We start from the raw sequence: 17,796 nt of genomic DNA, 5'->3' as shown, positions 1-17,796 counted from the left end.
CTCACGAGTCCGGCGAGGCTCCGTCGGGGTTCGAGCCGGTGTCGTCCCCGGGTGAGTTGTGGGAGTCCGTGAGCTCGTGCGCCACGTCGCGGAGCGTGCGGTCGGAGTCCTGCGAGTACCGCCGGAGTACTTCGAAAGCGCGGCCGTCGTCCAGGTGGTACCGCTCCATCAGGATGCCGATCGCCTGGCCGATCAGCTCGCGGGCGTCGACCGCCATGACCGAGTCGGACTCGTCCCACGCGGCCGCGATCGCCGCGGCCGCGTGACTGGCCAGGACGTGCGCGATCGCGACGTCGTCGACGTCGAACCCGTTCGGCTTGTCGCTGAACAGGCTCAGCACCGCCGACGGACTGTTCCCGGCCATCAGCGGCACGTGGACGACGCTGCGGATCCCGGCCGAGAGCGCCTTGTTCGTCCAGTCGTGCGACCAGCGGGTCTCGATCAGCACGTCCGGAACGACCAGCTCCTCGCCCTCCCGCGCCGCGGTGATCAGCGGACCCTCCCCGAGGTCGACCTGGTCCTGGTGCAGCGCCGCCAGTTTCGGGTCGGACAACGCCGTGAGGTCAAGGCTCTGCCGGCCGTCGGTCAGCACGATCGAGGCGTAGGTGCACCCAACGATCCGCACCGCGGACCGCACCACCGCTTCGACGGTCTGCTCCGCCCCGTCGGCATCCTGCAGTTCGGTCGCCAACCGACCGATCGCCACCGCCGACGGATGAGTCTCACTCACGGTTCCACTCACCACATCTACCCTTGCCGGGTCGCCGCGGACTACCGTCCGACGGCCCTCGCCAGTTCGGCCTTCGTCATCTTCGAGCGGCCCTTGACGTGCTTGTCCTTGGCCTCGTTGTAGAGCTGCGCCTTGGTCCGGCCCCCGGACCCGCTGTGCGAACGCAACCCACCGCGCCGGCTGGAGGAGATGTCGTCGGTCGAACTCCGGCTCGTCTGCGTCGCCTCGCCGGACCGGGCGCGCTCCTTGTTCACGGTCCGTGCCGCGATCTCCTCGGCAACGTCCGCGCTCCGGCCACGGTCCTCGAGGCCGGCCTTGATGTGCTCGTACTGCCGCTCACGCTTCCGATTCGCTCCCGCAGGCATCGTCGCCTCCCTTCACCGTCCGTCCGGTACCCGCCACCGCCCTGGCCAATCAGCCGGTGAGGTGTACGTTCCGCGTGTTGGGGCGCATCGTTGACTTGATGAACCTCTGCCGCATCGAGGTCCTGCCTGAACTGCGCCTTCGGAGGGAGCATTCTCATGGGTGACCACGAAGCCTGGACGAGGATCGACGTCGCGCCGAACGTGGTGTTCGACCGGCTCGCCGATCTGGACCACCTTCCCGACTACCTGCCCTGGATGACCGCGATGCGCCGGACCAGGCCGCGCCCGGTCGAGGCCCAGGGCCTGGAGCTTCGGCTACCGCATCAACCAGTGCACGAAGAGGTCGACGTCACGACCACTGGGGTCGGGCACGAGGCCGGGTGGATCGACGTCATCGACGAGGACCGGGTGCTCCGGTGGGGTGCCGAGGGTGCGCACGAGTACGCCGGTGAGCTGACCGTCGACTTCGTCGCCGACAACGAGTCGAAGCTCACGGTGCGCGTGCGAACCAACCACGACGAGGCCGTCGACGCGGAACTCAGCGAGGCGCTGGCCGGGATCAGGGCCGCCCTCGAGGAACTCCCTGCCAGCGAATCCGACTCCGGAGCCTGAGCACCTACCGCCAGCGTTCCTTGGTCGCTAGGGGTGCGGCGGCAACCGGCGGGTGTCGATGAGCTGCGCGGCGACCTCACGCAGCTTGGTGTTGGTGACCTGGGAATACCTCCGGAGGATCGCGAACGCCCGATCCCCGTCCACGCCGTACCGCTCCATCAGGATCCCCATCGCTTCACCGACCAGCCTCCGGCTGTCGACCGCACGCGCGAGGTTCTCCTCGGTCCGCGCGCTCGCGACCGCGACTGACGCATGCCTGGCGAGGATCTGCGCGATCGCCTCGTCGTCGGCGTCGAACGCATCCGCGCTCGCGCTGTACAGCCCGAGCACGCCGACCGTGCCCGAAGCCGTTGTCAACGGGATGTCCAGAACGCTGTGCACACCAAGGGAAAGCACCTTGGCACACCAGGCCGGCCACCGGGTCTCGGCGGCCGTGTCACGGACCAGAATCGTCCGGCGCTCGCGTATCGACTCCACCAGCGGGCCGACTCCACGGACCATCTGCCACCGGTAGATCTCCTCCACCACCGGGTCGGTCGTCGCCGGCACCTCTGGTGACCCCTTGGTCGCCAGGGCCACGCCTGCATGCGAGCACCCGAGAGCCAGCAGCGCGAACTCGACCACCGCCTGCACCGTCTCGCAGACGCCCCCGGAGTCGTGCAACTCCGTGGCCAGGCGTGAGAACAGGTCCGCGGCCGTCTTCTCCCCGGTCACCGCGGACAGCCCTTCCTCCGCGTGAGATGCCTGGGTCCGATCGGCCGACTCCACACCCAACATCATGCTCCGCGATCGTCCCGGTGCACAGTGCCGTTTTCTCACCGCGCACCGTCCCGGCAACGAGGAGTCGCCGGCCTGACAGCGTGTGAGCCTCGGGCAGGAGTTCGTCGGCCTTGGCGTTCAGATCGGCGATGGGCGAGTGGGTGGCGAGAGTGAGTCAGTGGATGGCTTCGAGCCATTCGAGGCGGCACGGTAGAGGGCGCCGAGATTCTCTCGAATTCGGCTCGGACGCACCTGTCGCCGAGCCCGATCCGTGGCACGCGATGGCCGACGCCGTGCACCGACTGGCTGCTTTGCCTCGATCAGACATAACGAATAGAGTTATGTAACAGATGCTTCGCTAGAACTGAGGTTACACAAACCTCACTGCGGCAAGCCTCACCTCACCTTCGGAAGGACGTTCTTGATGACGGCGGAAATCGCGGAGCAGCCGGTTCCCGAGCTGCACCACTCACATCGCGACGTCACCGGCGGCTGGCTCCGGCCCGCGACGTTCGGCGTGATGGACGGCCTGGTCTCGAACTTCGCCCTGGTCGCCGGCGTGGTCGGCGGCGGGGCGACCGGCAAGGTCGTGATCGTCACCGGACTCGCCGGTCTGGTCGCCGGCGCCTGCTCGATGGCGTCCGGCGAGTTCACCTCGGTGTCGTCCCAGTCCGAGCTGATCAAGGCCGAGATCGCCGTGGAGCAGCGCGAACTGGAGATCCACCCGAAAGAAGAGGAACGCGAGCTCGCGCTGATGTACGAGGCCAAGGGTCTGCGTCCGGAGCTGGCCGCCGAGGTCGCGCACGAGCTGACGACCAACCCGAAGGTCGCGCTCGACGTCCACGTCCGCGAAGAGCTTGGCGTCGACCCCAACGACCTGCCGTCCCCGTGGACCGCCGCGGGTTCCTCCTTCGCGGCCTTCGCCATCGGTGCGGTGATTCCGCTGATCCCGTTCGTCTTCGGGGCCGGCAGCGTGCTGCCCGCGCTCCTGCTCAGCGCACTGGGCCTCGTCGTCACCGGAGGCATCGTCGGCAAGATCACCGCCCGCCCGTTCTGGTACGGCGGTGGCCGCCAACTGCTGCTCGGCAGCCTGTCCGCCGCGGTGACGTTCGCGATCGGTCTGGCCGTCGGCACCGGCTTGTCATAGGACTCTGCCGTTCAGGGCGCCATGGGATCAGCGGATAGCCTGTGCGACATGGCGACGACCCGACGTACGAAGACCCGGAAGCCGGAGAGCTGGCTGCTGCTCATCTACAAGGTGCCCAGCGAGTCCTCCCGGGCCCGGGTCGCCGTCTGGCGGGACCTGAAGCGGCTCGGCGGTTTCTACGTGCAGCAGGCGGTCTGCGTGCTGCCGGACCGCGAGGACCTGCGCGCCGGGATGGACAAGGTCCGCGACCGCGTCACCGAGCTCGGCGGATCGAGTGTCTTCCTCACCCTGACCGACGTCGAGGACGACGTCCGGGAGCAGTTCGTCGACGGCTTCCGGACCCAGTCGGCCAAGGAGTACGCCGAGATCGTCGAGGAGTGCGACACCAAGTTCGTCAAGGAGATCGAGTTCGAGCGCTTCCGGGAGAACTACACCTTCGAGGAAGCCGAGGAGATCCGCCAGGACCTGGAGAAGCTCCGCCGCTGGCTCGCCAAGGTGGAGGGCCGCGACTGGATGGGCGCCGACGGCAAGGATCTCGCGCGGAGCAAGGTCGCCGACTGTGAGCGACTGCTCGAGGAGTTCGAGGCCGACGTGTACGAACGCACCGAAGGCCAGGCCTGACATTCTGCACCGCCGGGGCCTGGACCATTGACGCCCACCTGCTGATGTAACTACTGTTTCATGCAGCATCTGTTTCAGCAGACTGGGAGTAGCGGATGGACGCGGCAACCTGGGGCTTGATCATCGCGACCTTCGTCGCGTGTTTCGTCGAGATGGTGGAAGCCACCACGATCGTGATGGCGATGGGGTACACCCGCGGCTGGCGGTCCGCGCTGGCCGGCACTTTCGCGGCACTCGGCGTCCTCGCCGTCGTGACGCTCGCGGCCGGCTACGCGCTGACCACGTGGCTGCCGGAATCGGCGCTGCAGCTCGCGATCGGCAGCCTGCTGCTGATCTTCGGCCTGCAGTGGCTGCGCAAGGCGATCCTCAGATCGTCCGGCCGCAAGGCCGTCCACGACGAGGACGCGATCTACCGCGAGGAGGTCGAAGCGGCCAAGGCCGCCGGTGACACCAAGGGCGGCCTCGACCTGTTCGGCTTCATGGTCTCGTTCAAGGGCGTCTTCCTCGAAGGCATGGAGGTCGTGTTCATCGTGCTGACCTTCGGCCTGAACGCGAACAACATCCCGGTCGCCGCGGCCGGCGCACTCGCCGCGGTCGTCGTCGTCCTCGGTATCGCCGTCGCGCTCCGCCGCCCGCTGTCGATGATCAACGAGAACCTGCTCAAGTACGGCGTGGGTCTGCTGCTCGCGTCCTTCGGGACGTACTGGGCCGTCGAGGGCATCGGCATCTTCCGGACCGGTCACGAGAGCCTCGCCTGGCCGGGCCACGACCTGATGATCCTGGTGCTGCTCGCCGCCTGGCTGCTGCTCAGCCGGATCTCTATCGCCGCGCTCCGCAAACCAGCCGCAGCCGTCACCGTGGAGGTCGCACCGTGAAGTACCTCAAAGCGTTCGGGCAGTTCTGGTACGACTTCATCATCGGCGACGACTGGAAGATCGCTGCCGCCGTCGTCACCGTGCTCGCCGTACTGACCGTGATCCTCCTGGCCACATCCCTCGGCGACACCGCGATCACCTTGATCGGTGCCGTTTTGATCCTGGCCGCGTTCACCATCAGCCTCAGCCTCGACGTCCGCCAGAAACAGCGCTAGCTGACCCCGCCGAGGCCGCCCCTGCACGACCGGGGAGCACTACCCACCCAGAACGACCAGCACAACTCCCCACACCACCACCGACACCCTCCCGCAACGGGCATCGCGGACACCCGCGTTGGAGCCGATGGTCATGCACCGCACCTCCTGCGGCTGCCTCCCCAACACCCCGCTCGACTAACCCGCGAGGCCGTCAGCCCGCGGCGCATCGCCGTACAGGATCGAGGTCCAGGCGGTGGTGAGGGTGTCGATGAGGACTTCCTCGTCGTCGAACGGCGGGACCTTGGCCGCGGCGAGGTAGTAGAGCCGCTCCCCCATCCAGGTCAGCGAGGCGGCGACGGCGCGCGCCTCCGTCGAGCCGAGTCGTTCGCGCGCCTGCGGGTCGGATTCGATCCGCGCGGTGGCGGCGTCGGTGAACAGGTTCATCTGCTCGAGCCACAGCTCCCGCAGTCCCTCGTCGGATCCCCAGCTCTCGACGATGGCCATCAGTACGCCGGCATTGTCGAGCCACAGCCGGGCACCATCGGCCACGCCCGACCGCAGCGCGTCGACCGGATCCTGTTCCCGGTCGATCCACGGGCGCGCCGCCCGCTGCCCCTGCGTGACCGCATCGCGCACCAGGTCGGCGAGCACGGCCTGCTTGCTCGGGAAGTAGAAGTAGAAGCTGGCCCGGGACACACCGGCGGCCGTCAGGATGTCGGCCACGCTGAGCGCGTCGAACCGGTGGTCCCGGAGCAACTCGCGCGTCCCGGACAGGATCCGCTCCCGCAGTTCCGCGGAAGCCGGAGCCGCCGCTGATCGACGGGCGTCGCGCACTGTGCGTTTGGCAGGCATGGCACCCATCATAAGTGTCCGGACACTGTGTATGGACGTCCTGACCATACAGTGTGTATGGTGAGGACGTGACTGAGATCGCGATTCATCTGGTCGTCAACGACCCGGACCAGGCCGCTTCCTGGTACGCCGAAGCGTTGGGCGCCCGGGAGACCAGCCGCCTCACGCTTCCCGATGGCCGCACGCTGACCGTGGAACTCCGGGTCGGCAAGACGATCCTCGCCGTGGCCGGCGAGATGCCCGACCAGGGCATGCGCACCCCCGCCGCGCTCGGCGGCACGCCCGCCGCATTCCACCTCCAGGTCGCCGACGCCGACCTCGCCTGGACACGCGCACTGCAGGCCGGCGCGACGATCTTCCAGCCGCTGCACGACGCTTTCTGGGGTGACCGCACCGGCCAGTTCCTCGACCCGTCCGGTCACCGCTGGGCAGTCGATCAGCACCTGCGCGACGTACCTGCCGGGGAACTCGCCGACCGCGCCGCCGAACTCTTCGCCGGATCGACGACGGCATGAAGTACCGCACCTTGGGGGCGAGTGGGCTCCGGGTTTCCGAGTTGGTCCTCGGCGCGATGACGTTCGGCGAGCAGGGCGGGGTCGGCGCGCCGCTGCCGGAGTGCCGGAAGATGCTGGACCTGTACGCCGAGGCGGGCGGCAACATGATCGACACCGCGATCAACTACCGCGCCGGTTCCAGCGAGGAGTTCCTCGGCGAACTGCTCGACGGCTGCCGCGAGTCGCTCGTCCTCGGAACGAAGTACACCGTCTCCCGCGACCGTGCCGACCCCAACGCCGCCGGGAACCACCGAAAGAACCTGCGCGCATCCCTGGAGACAAGCCTGCGCCGCCTGCGCACCGATTACGTCGACGTGTACTGGGTGCACATGTGGGACCAGCACACACCGCTCGAGGAAACGATGCGAGCACTCGACGACGCCGTACAGGCTGGAAAGGTTCTGTACGTCGGAATCTCGGACGCACCCGCGTGGGTGGTGGCACGCGCCAACACGTTGGCCCAATGGCACGGGTGGAGTCCGTTCATCGGACTGCAGGTCCCGTACAGCCTGCTGCAACGCGACATCGAACGCGAGCTCCTGCCGATGGCCGAGGCCCTCGATCTCGGAGTCACCGCGTGGAGCCCGCTGGGCGGCGGTGTCCTGTCCGGCAAGTACACCCGCGCGACGCCGGCCGCCGAGGGCCGTCTGTCGGCGGAATCCCTGTCAGCCAAGGATCACGCCGTCGCCCAGGTCGTCCAAGAAGTCGCCGACGAGCTCGGCACAACCCCTTCACAAGTGGCGATCGCCTGGACGATGAGTCGCTCCCCGCGGGTTCACCCGATCGTCGGCGCGCGCACCACCAAGCAACTCGGCGAGAACCTCGCCGCCGCCGACCTCACTCTCCCACCAGAAGCGATCACCCGTCTGGAAGCAGCCACTGACTTCACGCCGGGCTTTCCGATCGACTTCATCGCCCAGACCTCCGACTGGGTCTTCGGCTCCGCCCTCGTCGGATAACGCTCTCAGAGGCGCAGCTGTGGGTGGGGCCAACGGTTTCGGAGCCAGCGGTCGTGGGTGGCGAGGACGGTGGTGCCGGGTGTGGTGCCGAGGGCGAGTTCCAGTTCGCCGGCGAGGGCCGGGGAGAGGTGGTTCGTCGGCTCGTCGAGGAGGAGCAGCTCGGGTGGATCGGCGATCAGCAGAGCCAGCGCGAGCCGGCGGCGTTGGCCTACTGACAAGCGCCCCACCGGCGTCTCTTGGTCTCGCGGAGCAAGCAGATCGAGACTGCTCAGCGGAATCGCCTCGGCCCGCTCCTCCCCCAGTGCGAGGTCGTAGGTCTCGCGGGCGCTGCGATCCGCGTGCTCGAACACGGTGTCCTGGGTCAGCAGACCGACCGTGAGCCCGGTCCGTCGACGTACCACGCCCGTAGGCTCCAAGTGGCCGGCGAGCACGGCGAGCAGCGTGGACTTGCCGGCACCGTTGGGCCCCGAGATCAGCAGGTGGTCACCGAGCCGCAGATCGAGGCGAGGCAGCGCGAGCCGACCCGGAACGTCGATGTCGCGCAAGGACACCAGCGGTTCGATTCCTTCGGCGGCCGGTGTGGTGAGGGACGCATGGAAGTGGAGCGGGGTGGGCGGTTCGGGGACCTGGTCGCGTTCCAGCACCTCCAGGCGGGCCGCGGCGCTGCGGACCCGGCGTGAGATCTGGTTCTGAACCCGCCCCGTGGTGTGACCGAAGCCCATCTTCTCGTTGTCGCGCTTCAGCCGGCCGGGCGCGACGTCGTACACGGTCTCGACCAGCGCGACTCGGAGCCGATCCAGCTCGGCCTGTTCCTCGTCGTACCGCCGTCGCCAGCGATCGCGTTCGGCCCGCTTCTGGTCTTGGTACGCCGTGTAGTTGCCGCCGTACCGCACCGGGCCGTCCACCGCCGGGTCAAGGTCGACGATGTCGGTGCACACCGCGTCGAGGAACGCGCGGTCGTGACTCGACACCACCACGACACCTTGCGTGCCCCGCAGCTGTTCCTCGACGAACCCGGCAGCCGCATCGTCAATATGATTGGTCGGTTCGTCCAGCAGCAACGCGGCGGGCCGGCGTACGAGAAGTGCGGCCAGCGCCAGCCGCCCGCGCTCGCCACCGGACAACGTCCCCAGCGCCCGATCGTGCGGCAGCTCCCCCAACCCGATCCCCGCCAGCACGATTGCGGCACGTCGATCCGCATCCCAGGCCTGCCGGTCATGGGCTTGCTCCAGCAAATCGCCGTACTGCGTCAGCAACTCCGCATCATCCGGTCTGTCGGCCAGCGCCGCGGACAACCGATCGAGCTCAGCGAGATCGTGACGCGCCTCCCGAAGAGCATCATCGAGTACGTCGGCCACCGTCTGCGCAGGGTCGAACGGCAACTCCTGTTCGAGAAACCCCAGCTGTGCCGGCCGTACGACGGTGCCGCCATCCGGCTCGTCCCGACCGGCCAGCAGCCGCAGCAGGGTGGTCTTCCCCACCCCGTTCTCGCCGATCAGACCGATCCGATGCCCGGGTTGCGCGGTCAGTGATACGCCGTCGAGCACCCGCCGCGCACCGAACGTACGAACCAGGTCGAAGGCCTGTAAAGAGACAGACATGCAGAAACCCCAAGATGAGACGCCGAGCGCGCAACGGCGCCGCTCAGCGGAAAGACAGGAAGACAAAACGACGAAAAGGCCACAGCTCAAGAGCCAGCGGCCTGTCACCTCGGGATTCACCCGGAGATGTCGTCGTCACCCACCACGTCTGTTCTCCCTCAGATCTGTCGAGACATCACAGTAACAAACGTCGGATGGTCTGTTGGGAGGCTAATCTGCCGGCTCAGTAGGCGGTCGAATCTGAAGGGTCGCGATCATCGCAGAGTTTCTGGTGCCGGAGTACGCACCTGTACTGCCGAGTCGTTACGAGCTCTCGAGGAGGATCGGTGAGGGCGCAGCGAGCACCATCTGGTCGGCGAGGGACCTGACCAGGGGCACCGATGTCGCGCTCAAGATGCCGATTCGCGCGGAGTACCTTCCGTACATCCTGAAGCGGTTCGCCGGTGAGTTCGAGACGGCCTCACGGTTCGAGCACCAGAACCTCCTGCGTGCGTTCGACGTCGATGCGTCCGGCACCGAGTTCACGCCGTACCTCGCGACCGAGCTGGTCCCGGGGCGGACGATGGACGACCGCATGCACGCCGACGGCGCGATGGATGCCCGCCGCGTGGCCGAGGTCGGGATCCAGCTCACCGACGCGCTGCGAACCATCCACGCGGCCGACCTGGTGCATCGCGACGTCAAACCCGAGAACGTGATGATCGCCGACGACGGGCAGATCCGTCTCATCGACTTCGGCAGTACGGCGCGGCGCGGCGACCCGGAGGTGGAGCACACGGTGGGCACCTGGGGGTACGCCGCTCCCGAGTCAGCGGATGCTCACGGCGCCCTGCTCAACCGCCGCCCGAACTTCGTGCGACCGGTCCCGGACCCCGCGGTGGACGTCTACGCGGCCGGGCTGATCCTGCACGAAGCAGCGACGGGTCGGCTCGTGTTCGAGAACGCGAACGACCGGTGGGCGCAGATCGACGCTCGGGTGCCTCGGCTGGCGGAGGTTCTCGACACCGTGCCCCCGAAGCTCGACCAACTGGTCGCTGACATGACCGCCAAGGATCCGGGCGACCGCCCTACTGCGGCGGAGGCGTTGACGACCCTGCGCGAGATCGCGGCCGAAAGCGCCGTACCTCCGGAGGTCGCGCACCTCCACTCCATGATGGCCGGCCAGGCGCCGCCTGGACGCCCGCTCGACTCCTCGACCAACTCCCCCACAGCAGCCTCGTCCCAGCTGTCCCTCAATCGACAACGCGCCGGCCAGCCACCTCAGATCGGGTGAGAACTCCGGGCTCAGGGCCAGAGGGTGAGGAGGACCTTGCCTGAGGTGTTGGAGTTGGTGGCCGTGGCGAAGGCTTCTACCGCCTCTGCGGCTGGGTACTCGTGCGTGACGATCTGTTCGAGGTGGGGGTTCTGGTCGAGCAGGGTGATCGCGTGATCGATCTCGTCGTTGAAGCGGAGCGTGCCGCGGACCTGGAGTTCGCGGGATACCACCGGAGCGAGGTTCACCGGGCGTGGTTCGTCGGCCGGGATGCCGACCAGGACGACGGTGCCGCCGCGGCGCGCGGCCTCGAGGGCTGCGGTGATCGCCACCGGAACCGCGGTGCATTCGAGGACCACGTCGAAGGCCATCGACGGGATCTCGTCGGTCCCGACCTGCAGCGTGCCGTGGACGCCGAGCTCCCTGGCCCGTTGCAACGGACCTGGGAGTACGTCGGTCGTGACCACCTCGGTCGCACCCGCCGCGAGCGCAGCAGCGGCGGCCAGGAGTCCGATCGCGCCCGAGCCGGACACCAGCACACTCTTGCCCGCGACCCCGCCGGCGATCTCGAGGGCATGTAGAGCGACAGCCAGCGGCTCGGCCAGCGCGGCGCGGCGTAGCGGCAGCGACGCGGGCAGGACCCGGACCATGTCCTTGCTCACGACAACGAACTCGCACATCCCGCCCTGGGTGTGCGGCCAGGTCGAGGCGCTGCCGAGGTACGCGCCGTTCGGCCACAGGTGCGGCCGGTCCTCGATCCCGCGTTCCGGCGTACCGAAGGTGGCGGGGTGGATGGTGACCGGGGTGCCTGGTGCCAGGTCGCCGGACGGGTCGAGGTCGACAGTGCCGGACAGCTCGTGGCCCGGGACCAACGGCTCGCGGACGACGAACGAGCCGTTGGCACCCTCGTGGTAGTAGTGCAGGTCCGATCCGCAGATGCCGCCGTACGCCATCCGGAGGCGGACCTGGCCGGCCGCCGGCTCGGGGGTGGGGACGTCCAGCTCGACGAGGTCGAGCTTGCCCTGGATGACGATCGCCTTCATGACGCTCCTCGGATCGGTGGTCAACGGGTCAGGCCGTAGCGGTGGCCGTCGACGTGCGCGTCACCAGCGCGCCGTCGGTGGCGTTCTCGGGGGCGAGCAGGTCGCGGTCCTTGGTCTCCGGCGCGAACAGCGCGGCGCCGAACGTGATCGCCATCGCCAGGGTCATGTAGATCGCGACCGGCACCCAGGAGTCGAACTCACCCATCAGGGCGACGGCGATCAGCGGCGCGAACCCACCACCCAGTACGGCGGCGAACTCACGGCCGAGCGTGACACCGGCGTACCGGTACCGGCTGCCGAACAGCTCCGGGAAGTAGCTCATCGTCACCGCGACCCCGCCCTGGCAGGCGAACACGAACCCGATGATCATCGCGACGTAGATGATCGCGAGATTCCCGGTGCTCAAGGCAACGAACGTCGGGACCGGCAGCACCAGCAGCAACCCGGCGATCGCGAGGAACACGCTGCGCCGTCCGAACAGGTCAGACAGGTACCCGAGGACGACCGCGCCGATGCCGCCGAAGATCGCGCCGACCAGCAGGATCTCCGGCACCGTCTGCGCGTCGATCTTCACCGTGCTCTTGAGGTACGACGCCATGAACACCTGGTAGGTGTACGACTGGACGCTCAACCCGACCGTCATCAGCGTCACCAGCGCGACGGCCTTCTTGCCGTTCCGGAACACCTCACGCACCGGCGCGGCAGCGGCGGCCCGCTCGGCCTTGATCTCCGCGAACACCGGCGTCTCCTTCAACCGGCGCCGCAGGATGTACGCCGCGATCGTGACGAACGCGCTACTCAGGAACACGACCCGCCAACCCCACGACAGCAACTGATCCTCGGGCAGCAACTGCACCAGTGCCCATGCTCCCGCGCCGAGCGCCGTACCGGCAGCCGCACCGGTCATCACGAGCGCCGCGAGCCGGCCGCGTTTGCCGCGGGCCGCGGTCTCGGTCAGCAGCGTGGCGCCGCCGGACTGCTCGGCCCCCGCGCCGAAGCCCTGCAGGAACCGGCTCAGCACGAGCAGGATCGGCGCCCACACGCCCACCGATTCGTACGTCGGCAGGACGCCGATCGCCATCGTCGCGACGCCCATCAGGGTCAGCGTGGCCACCAGGATCCACTTGCGCCCGAGCCGGTCGCCGTACCGGGAGAAGAAGAAGCCGCCGAGCGGCCGGGCGCAGAAGCCGACCGCGTAGGCGCTGAAGCTGGCGAGCAGACCGGCCGTCGCCGAGATGTTCGGGAAGAACAGGTGGCTGAAGACCAGCGCCGAGGCGGTCCCGTAGATGACGAAGTCGTACTGTTCGAGAGCGGTGCCGATCAGGCCGGCGAACGCGGCCCGGCGGACCTCCTGTTTCGAGGGTTCGGGCTGGGACGGACGAGGGGTGTGGATCGTTTCCATGGCGGATCCTTCAGGGGTCTCAGGCAGCTGGCGAGGCCTGCGGCCGGGACGTTCGGGAGCGCGCGGCCTCGCGGGCCGCGGCGCGGACGCCGTCGCGGGTGACGACGGCGACATAGTCGGTGACGCGCCGGGCAAACTCGTTGCTCTCGGCAAGTTCGGTGGAGAACACCTGGCCGATCACCGACCGGATCAGGTCCTCCGTACTACGGGACCGCGCCGCGAGCGCCCCGAGCCGCTCACGGGCCGGATCGACCATCGCCCGCGCGTGCGGACCGGGATCGAAACCGGGCAGGGGTACGACGCAACACATCCAGGCGGCCACGGTGAGAGCCAGGTGCTCCGGCATCACACCTTGACCCAGCAACTGCAGGGCGGGCTCGGGAACACGCTGCGGCAGTTTCACCGAGCCGTCCGTGCCGACCTGCTGGGTCCGGTGACCAAGTGCGTGGTTCGACCAACGATCGAACAGCGAGGCGACGTACGACTCGACGTCGAAGTCGCGCGGCAGGGTGATCGTCGGCAGGTACTCGTCCTCGAGCACCGAGCGGGCGGCGGACTCGATGAAGTCGACGCCCCGGGCCTCCGGGATCGTCGCGCGTCCGTCGAGCGCACCGAGGTACGCGATCAGGGAATGGGTGCCGTTCAGCAGCCGGAGCTTGACCAGCTCGTAGGCCTCGACCTCGTCGGAGAAGGTCGCGCCGGCGCGTTCCCAGGCCGGGCGTCCGGCGGTGAACCGGTCCTCCATCACCCACATCGTGAACGGCTCGGCCGGCACCGGACTCCGGTCGCGCACCCCGAGCAGCTGGTACGCCGTCTCTCGGTAGGCGTCCGTGGTCGCGGGGACGATGCGATCGACCATCGAGTTCGGGAAGCCGACGTTCTCCGCGACCCAGTCGATCGCGCCGGAGCGCGCCGCCTGCAGGAACTCCAGGATGAGACCGCGGGTCTGCGTACCGTTCGACTGCATGTTGTCGCAGTTCAGGACGGTGATCGGCGCCCCGTGCGTCCGGGCCCGGTGCTCCAGGGCGCGCGCGATCTGGCCGATCACGGTCGTCGGGGTGGCGCCGGCGAGATCGGCCGCGATCCCCGGGTGGTCGAGTGCGAGGCGATGCGTGCTCGGGTCCAGGCAGTAGCCGTGCTCGGTCACCGTCATCGAGACGATCCGGGTCTCCTCGTCCGCGATGGCGTCGACGACCGCGCCCGGGTTGTCAGCGGCAACGATCGCGCCGGTGTGCACGCCGGGGACCGAGATCGACGATCCCGCGGGCGACAGCTCCAGAACGGAGTACAGGCCGTCCTGGGCGTTCATCGCGTCCGCGACGGCCGCCGAGCGGCTCGCGACGCCGAGGATCCCCCACCCGTCACCGGCCTGCGCCGTGTAGACCGCCTGGTGTGCGCGGTGGAAGTTGCCCAGGCCGAGATGCACGATGCCCGAGCTCGTCGGCCTGCTGCTGAGCAGGTGTGCGGGGACCGTGGTGCGGTTCATCGCGGTCACCAGTCGGTCACGCTGCCGTCGAGGCGACGCGCGACGGGCAGGTAGGCAGGTTCGTACGGGAACTTCGCGGCGAGTGCTTCGTCCACCTCGACGCCGAGTCCGGGCGCCTCCCCCGGGTGCAGGTACCCGTCGGCAAAGGACCACGCGTGCGGGAAGACCTCGTGCGCGAGCGCGTCGTACCCCATGTATTCCTGGATCCCGAAGTTGGGCGTCGAGAGCCCGAGGTGGACGCTCGCGGCGAACGACACCGGCGAGACGTCGGACGGCCCGTGCGGCGCGGCCTTCACCTGGTACACGTCGGCGAGCGCGAAGATCCTGCGCAGGTGACTGATCCCGCCCGCGTGGGCGACGGCGACCCGGATGTAGTCGATCAGCTGCTCGGTGATCAGGTCCTTGCAGTCGTAGATCGAGTTGAAGACCTCACCGATGGCCAGCGGCGTCGTCGTGTGCTGCCGGACGAGACGCAGGGCCGCCTGGTTCTCGGCGGGCGTGACGTCCTCGAGCCAGAACAGGTCCGCGGGTTCCAGTGCCTTGCCGAGCCGCGCGGCTTGTTGCGGCGTGAGCCGGTGGTGCGCGTCGTGCAGCAACGCCAGCTCAGGTCCGACGTGCTCGCGAACAGCCGCGAGTACGGCGGGAACGTGGCGCAGGTACGCGTCGGTGTCCCACGACTCGACCACAGGAGACGCACCACGCTTCGCCGGCTCGTAACCGCTGGCCTCCCGATGCACGCCGTACACGGTCTCCAGCCCTGGTACGCCGGACTGCGCGCGCACCGCTCGGAATCCGTCGGCCCGGCGCGCGTCCACCTCGTCGAGCAACTGCGGAAGCTCCCACGCGGAAGCGTGCGTGTAGGCGAGGACTCCGTTGCGCACCGCGCCACCGAGCAACTGGTACACGGGCATGCCCGCGGCCTTGCCCTTGATGTCCCACAGCGCGAGGTCGACGGCGCTGATCGCGGCCATCGTGATCGGTCCGCGGCGCCAGTACGCCCCGCGGTACAGGTACTGCCAGGTGTCCTCGATCCGCGCCGGATCGAGTCCGATCAGCAGCGGGACGACGTGGTCGCGCAGGTAACTCGCCGCGGCGAGCTCACGGCCGTTCACCGTGGCGTCGCCGTACCCGACGACGCCGTCGGCGGTCTGGATCTTGAGGGTGACGTAGTTGCGGCCGGGGCTGGTCAGGATCACCTCGGCGGCGATGATGCGATCGCTCATGTGCGTGCCTTCAGAGTTGGACGACGTTACGCAGTTGCTTGCCGTCGGCAAGGGCGTTGACGTTCGCGGCGATGTCGTGGACGCGGCCGCGGAAGGTCTGCCGGGTGATCCCGGACAGGTGCGGCGTCAGCAGGACGTTGTCGAGTTCACCGAACGGACGGTTCGCGGGCGCGCCGCGGTCGCCGTCCGACGGGTAGGAGTACCAGACGTCGAGGGCCGCGCCGTGGATCACCTTGTCGCGCAGAGCGTCGTACAACGCGTCCTCCTGCACGAGCGGCCCACGGGCGACGTTGATCAGTACGGCGTGATTCCCGAGCAGCTGCAGCTCCGGCGTACCGATGATGCCGCGGGTGGACTCGGTGAGCGGCGCGGAGACGACGAGCGCGTCGGACTCCTCCAGCAGACGGGGAAGTCGCGTCGTGTCGCCGGCCCAGTTGAGGTCGTCCGCGTCGGCCTTGCCGCTCGCGGTCACCACCTGCGCCCGCGCCCCGAACGCTCGCAGCACTCGCCACGTCGCGCGACCGATGTGACCGAACCCGAGGAAGCCGATCGATGCCCCCTGCAACGTCTGTGGCTGCTCGAGCCCGCGGTCGTAGACGGGCGAGCGCCACTGTCCCTGCCGGAGCGCCTGGTCTGCTTGGGGAAGCTCGCGACGCAGACCGATCAAGGCCCAGACGATGTACTCCGCGATCGAGTCCTCGTGGTGGTACGTGTTCGCGACCGGGACTCCGGACGCCTTGATCCGATCCGTCCCGGCGCCCGCGACCTGCACGAGTCGCAGGCCGGGCGCGGCGTCGGCCATCTCCTGTGTGAACGCCGGACCGACGAGCACGTCAGCGGTTCGCAGCGCGCTCAGGAGGTCGTCGGGCAACCAGACAGCCTCGGTGGACGCGGGCAGGAGCGCCTCGAACTCTTCGCGGAGCGGGAGCAGGTTCGGGTCCGTGACGACGATTCTCATGCTTCGCTCCCCCGGCGCGCGGGCGACCAACCGGCCACCGGGCCAGTGCTCTGCCGGACCACCAACTGGGTCGGCAACGTGACGACCCGTGATTCCGCGGGCTGGTCCCCGGGATCGGCGCTCAGCCGCTGGTGCAGCATGTCGACACTCACCACGCCGGCGCGCGACATCGGCACCTGGATGCTCGTCAAGGTCGGTCGGGCGACCTCCGCGAGCGGCGTGTCGTCGATGCCGATCACGCTCAGGTCGCCGGGCACCTCGACGCCGAGTGCGACGGCGCCGGCCATGATGCCCAACGCCATCAGGTCGTTGTGCGCGATCACCGCGGTCGCACCGGACGCGACGACACTCGCCGCCGCGGCCTGACCACCGGCGACGGTTTCCGCCTGCCAGCCGATCAGGTCGAGCTCGATGTCGGACTGCTCGGCGAGGTCCTTGATCGCGCCGACGCGGTTCTGGTTCGACCACGACAGCGGCGACCCCTGCGCGTAGGCGACATGCTCGTGCCCGAGGACGCGCAGGTACTCCACCGCCTGCCGCAGCCCGTCGGCCGAATCCGGTACGACGCTGTTCGTCTCGTCGCTCGTCCGGTTCACCAGCACCAGCGGGGTGTCGCCGATCAGCTCGACGATGTCGTGCGCGGGCAGCCGCGGCGAGCAGACGATGAACCCGTCGACCCGCTCCTGGAGCTCGCCGATGATCTCCCGCTCGCGGTCCGGGCTGCCGTCGGTGTCGGTCAGCACGATGGTCTGCCGCCGGTTCCAGCCGTGCGCCTGGGCCGCCTTCACGAAGCTCGCGAACACCGGGTTGCCGATGTCCGGCACGATCATCGCGACCGTGGCCGACCGGGTCGGGAAGCCGGCGGAGCGCGAGCGGCGGCCTGCCGAGGCGACGTACCCGATCTCCTCGGCGGCCGTGACGATCCGGCGCAGGGTGTCCCGGCCGATCCGGTCCGGGTCACTGAAGGCCCGGGACGCGGTGGACAGCGACACACCGGCACGCTGCGCCACGTCGGTCAGGGTGGGGTTCACGAAGGCTCCCAAAGGTTGCGCCAAGGTTTCCCCAAGATTGCGGCAACTTGCGCAAGCTTGTCAAGACCTGGTGCCGCGATGGAAAACCTAGGTGCGAGGAGTGCGGCGAGCGATGGCTTCGGCGGCGCG

The 17,796-nt window shown here is 68.7% G+C and carries 19 protein-coding genes; 8 read left to right on the top strand and 11 right to left on the bottom strand.

The window, feature by feature from the left end; all coding sequences use genetic code 11:
- Position 1: 1 nt before the first annotated feature.
- The gene (locus tag ACWGID_RS09345) at positions 2–730 is read right to left on the bottom strand and encodes a GAF and ANTAR domain-containing protein (protein WP_452195919.1); all 729 of its coding nucleotides are present in this window, start codon (positions 728–730) and stop codon (positions 2–4) included.
- Positions 731–771: 41 nt separating this feature from the next.
- A complete protein-coding gene (locus ACWGID_RS09340) occupies positions 772–1,095 on the bottom strand; it encodes a plasmid stabilization protein (protein WP_452195918.1) in 324 nt (107 codons plus the stop codon).
- Positions 1,096–1,251: 156 nt separating this feature from the next.
- Here ACWGID_RS09340 and ACWGID_RS09335 point away from each other — a divergent pair, with 156 nt between their 5' ends.
- Positions 1,252–1,707, top strand: a complete 456-nt coding sequence (locus tag ACWGID_RS09335; protein ID WP_452195917.1) for an SRPBCC family protein — start codon at positions 1,252–1,254, stop codon at positions 1,705–1,707.
- Between the two features lie 27 nt (positions 1,708–1,734).
- On the opposite strand, the gene ACWGID_RS09330 is transcribed toward ACWGID_RS09335, so the two are convergent.
- Complete coding sequence (locus ACWGID_RS09330) at positions 1,735–2,487, bottom strand: GAF and ANTAR domain-containing protein (RefSeq protein ID WP_452195916.1); 753 nt, start codon at positions 2,485–2,487, stop codon at positions 1,735–1,737.
- A gap of 403 nt (positions 2,488–2,890) precedes the next feature.
- Between ACWGID_RS09330 and ACWGID_RS09325 the strand changes: the two genes are divergently transcribed.
- The 4 genes from ACWGID_RS09325 to ACWGID_RS09310 all read left to right on the top strand — a co-directional run bounded on the left by ACWGID_RS09325 (position 2,891) and on the right by ACWGID_RS09310 (position 5,324).
- Positions 2,891–3,613 carry a VIT1/CCC1 transporter family protein gene (locus ACWGID_RS09325; RefSeq protein ID WP_452195915.1) on the top strand — a complete coding sequence of 241 codons (723 nt, stop codon included), beginning with the start codon at positions 2,891–2,893 and terminating at the stop codon, positions 3,611–3,613.
- Positions 3,614–3,661: 48 nt separating this feature from the next.
- Positions 3,662–4,234, top strand: a complete 573-nt coding sequence (locus ACWGID_RS09320) for a Chromate resistance protein ChrB (RefSeq protein ID WP_452195914.1) — start codon at positions 3,662–3,664, stop codon at positions 4,232–4,234.
- Between the two features lie 95 nt (positions 4,235–4,329).
- Complete coding sequence (locus tag ACWGID_RS09315; RefSeq protein ID WP_452195913.1) at positions 4,330–5,109, top strand: COG4280 domain-containing protein; 780 nt, start codon at positions 4,330–4,332, stop codon at positions 5,107–5,109.
- On the top strand, positions 5,106–5,324 hold the full coding sequence (locus ACWGID_RS09310; RefSeq protein ID WP_452195912.1) for a hypothetical protein: 219 nt from the start codon (positions 5,106–5,108) through the stop codon (positions 5,322–5,324). The genes ACWGID_RS09315 and ACWGID_RS09310 overlap by 4 nt, the downstream gene beginning before the upstream one ends.
- A 177-nt stretch (positions 5,325–5,501) precedes the next feature.
- Here the strand turns inward: ACWGID_RS09310 and ACWGID_RS09305 are convergent, their stop codons facing one another.
- Positions 5,502–6,158, bottom strand: coding sequence for a TetR/AcrR family transcriptional regulator (locus ACWGID_RS09305; protein WP_452195911.1), 657 nt, complete (start codon positions 6,156–6,158; stop codon positions 5,502–5,504).
- Between the two features lie 68 nt (positions 6,159–6,226).
- Here ACWGID_RS09305 and ACWGID_RS09300 point away from each other — a divergent pair, with 68 nt between their 5' ends.
- The gene (locus tag ACWGID_RS09300; RefSeq protein ID WP_452195910.1) at positions 6,227–6,673 is read left to right on the top strand and encodes a VOC family protein; all 447 of its coding nucleotides are present in this window, start codon (positions 6,227–6,229) and stop codon (positions 6,671–6,673) included.
- Positions 6,670–7,671 (top strand): aldo/keto reductase, encoded by a 1,002-nt coding sequence (locus tag ACWGID_RS09295; RefSeq protein ID WP_452195909.1) that lies wholly within the window; start codon positions 6,670–6,672, stop codon positions 7,669–7,671. Before ACWGID_RS09300 ends, ACWGID_RS09295 begins: the two co-directional genes overlap by 4 nt.
- Positions 7,672–7,676: 5 nt before the next feature.
- Here ACWGID_RS09295 and ACWGID_RS09290 read toward each other — a convergent pair whose 3' ends face one another.
- Positions 7,677–9,272, bottom strand: a complete 1,596-nt coding sequence (locus tag ACWGID_RS09290; protein WP_452195908.1) for an ABC-F family ATP-binding cassette domain-containing protein — start codon at positions 9,270–9,272, stop codon at positions 7,677–7,679.
- 271 nt (positions 9,273–9,543) lie between these two features.
- Between ACWGID_RS09290 and ACWGID_RS09285 the strand changes: the two genes are divergently transcribed.
- Complete coding sequence (locus ACWGID_RS09285) at positions 9,544–10,545, top strand: serine/threonine-protein kinase (protein ID WP_452195907.1); 1,002 nt, start codon at positions 9,544–9,546, stop codon at positions 10,543–10,545.
- A gap of 11 nt (positions 10,546–10,556) precedes the next feature.
- Here ACWGID_RS09285 and ACWGID_RS09280 read toward each other — a convergent pair whose 3' ends face one another.
- The 6 genes from ACWGID_RS09280 to ACWGID_RS09255 are packed head-to-tail and all read right to left on the bottom strand — an operon-like array spanning position 10,557 to position 17,667.
- On the bottom strand, positions 10,557–11,567 hold the full coding sequence (locus tag ACWGID_RS09280) for a zinc-binding dehydrogenase (RefSeq protein ID WP_452195906.1): 1,011 nt from the start codon (positions 11,565–11,567) through the stop codon (positions 10,557–10,559).
- Between the two features lie 28 nt (positions 11,568–11,595).
- Positions 11,596–12,969 (bottom strand): MFS transporter, encoded by a 1,374-nt coding sequence (locus ACWGID_RS09275; RefSeq protein WP_452195905.1) that lies wholly within the window; start codon positions 12,967–12,969, stop codon positions 11,596–11,598.
- A gap of 19 nt (positions 12,970–12,988) precedes the next feature.
- Entirely contained in the window at positions 12,989–14,455 is a 1,467-nt protein-coding gene (locus tag ACWGID_RS09270; protein ID WP_452195904.1) for a mannitol dehydrogenase family protein, read from the bottom strand.
- Between the two features lie 5 nt (positions 14,456–14,460).
- Complete coding sequence (gene manD / locus ACWGID_RS09265; protein ID WP_452195903.1) at positions 14,461–15,678, bottom strand: D-mannonate dehydratase ManD; 1,218 nt, start codon at positions 15,676–15,678, stop codon at positions 14,461–14,463.
- Between the two features lie 10 nt (positions 15,679–15,688).
- Positions 15,689–16,636, bottom strand: coding sequence for a 2-hydroxyacid dehydrogenase (locus ACWGID_RS09260; protein ID WP_452195902.1), 948 nt, complete (start codon positions 16,634–16,636; stop codon positions 15,689–15,691).
- Complete coding sequence (locus ACWGID_RS09255) at positions 16,633–17,667, bottom strand: LacI family DNA-binding transcriptional regulator (RefSeq protein ID WP_452195901.1); 1,035 nt, start codon at positions 17,665–17,667, stop codon at positions 16,633–16,635. The genes ACWGID_RS09260 and ACWGID_RS09255 overlap by 4 nt, the downstream gene beginning before the upstream one ends.
- Positions 17,668–17,796 lie beyond the last annotated feature (129 nt).

The sequence above is a fragment of the Kribbella sp. NPDC054772 genome (assembly GCF_053611945.1).
This window is presented reverse-complemented; position numbering and strand designations above follow the sequence as displayed.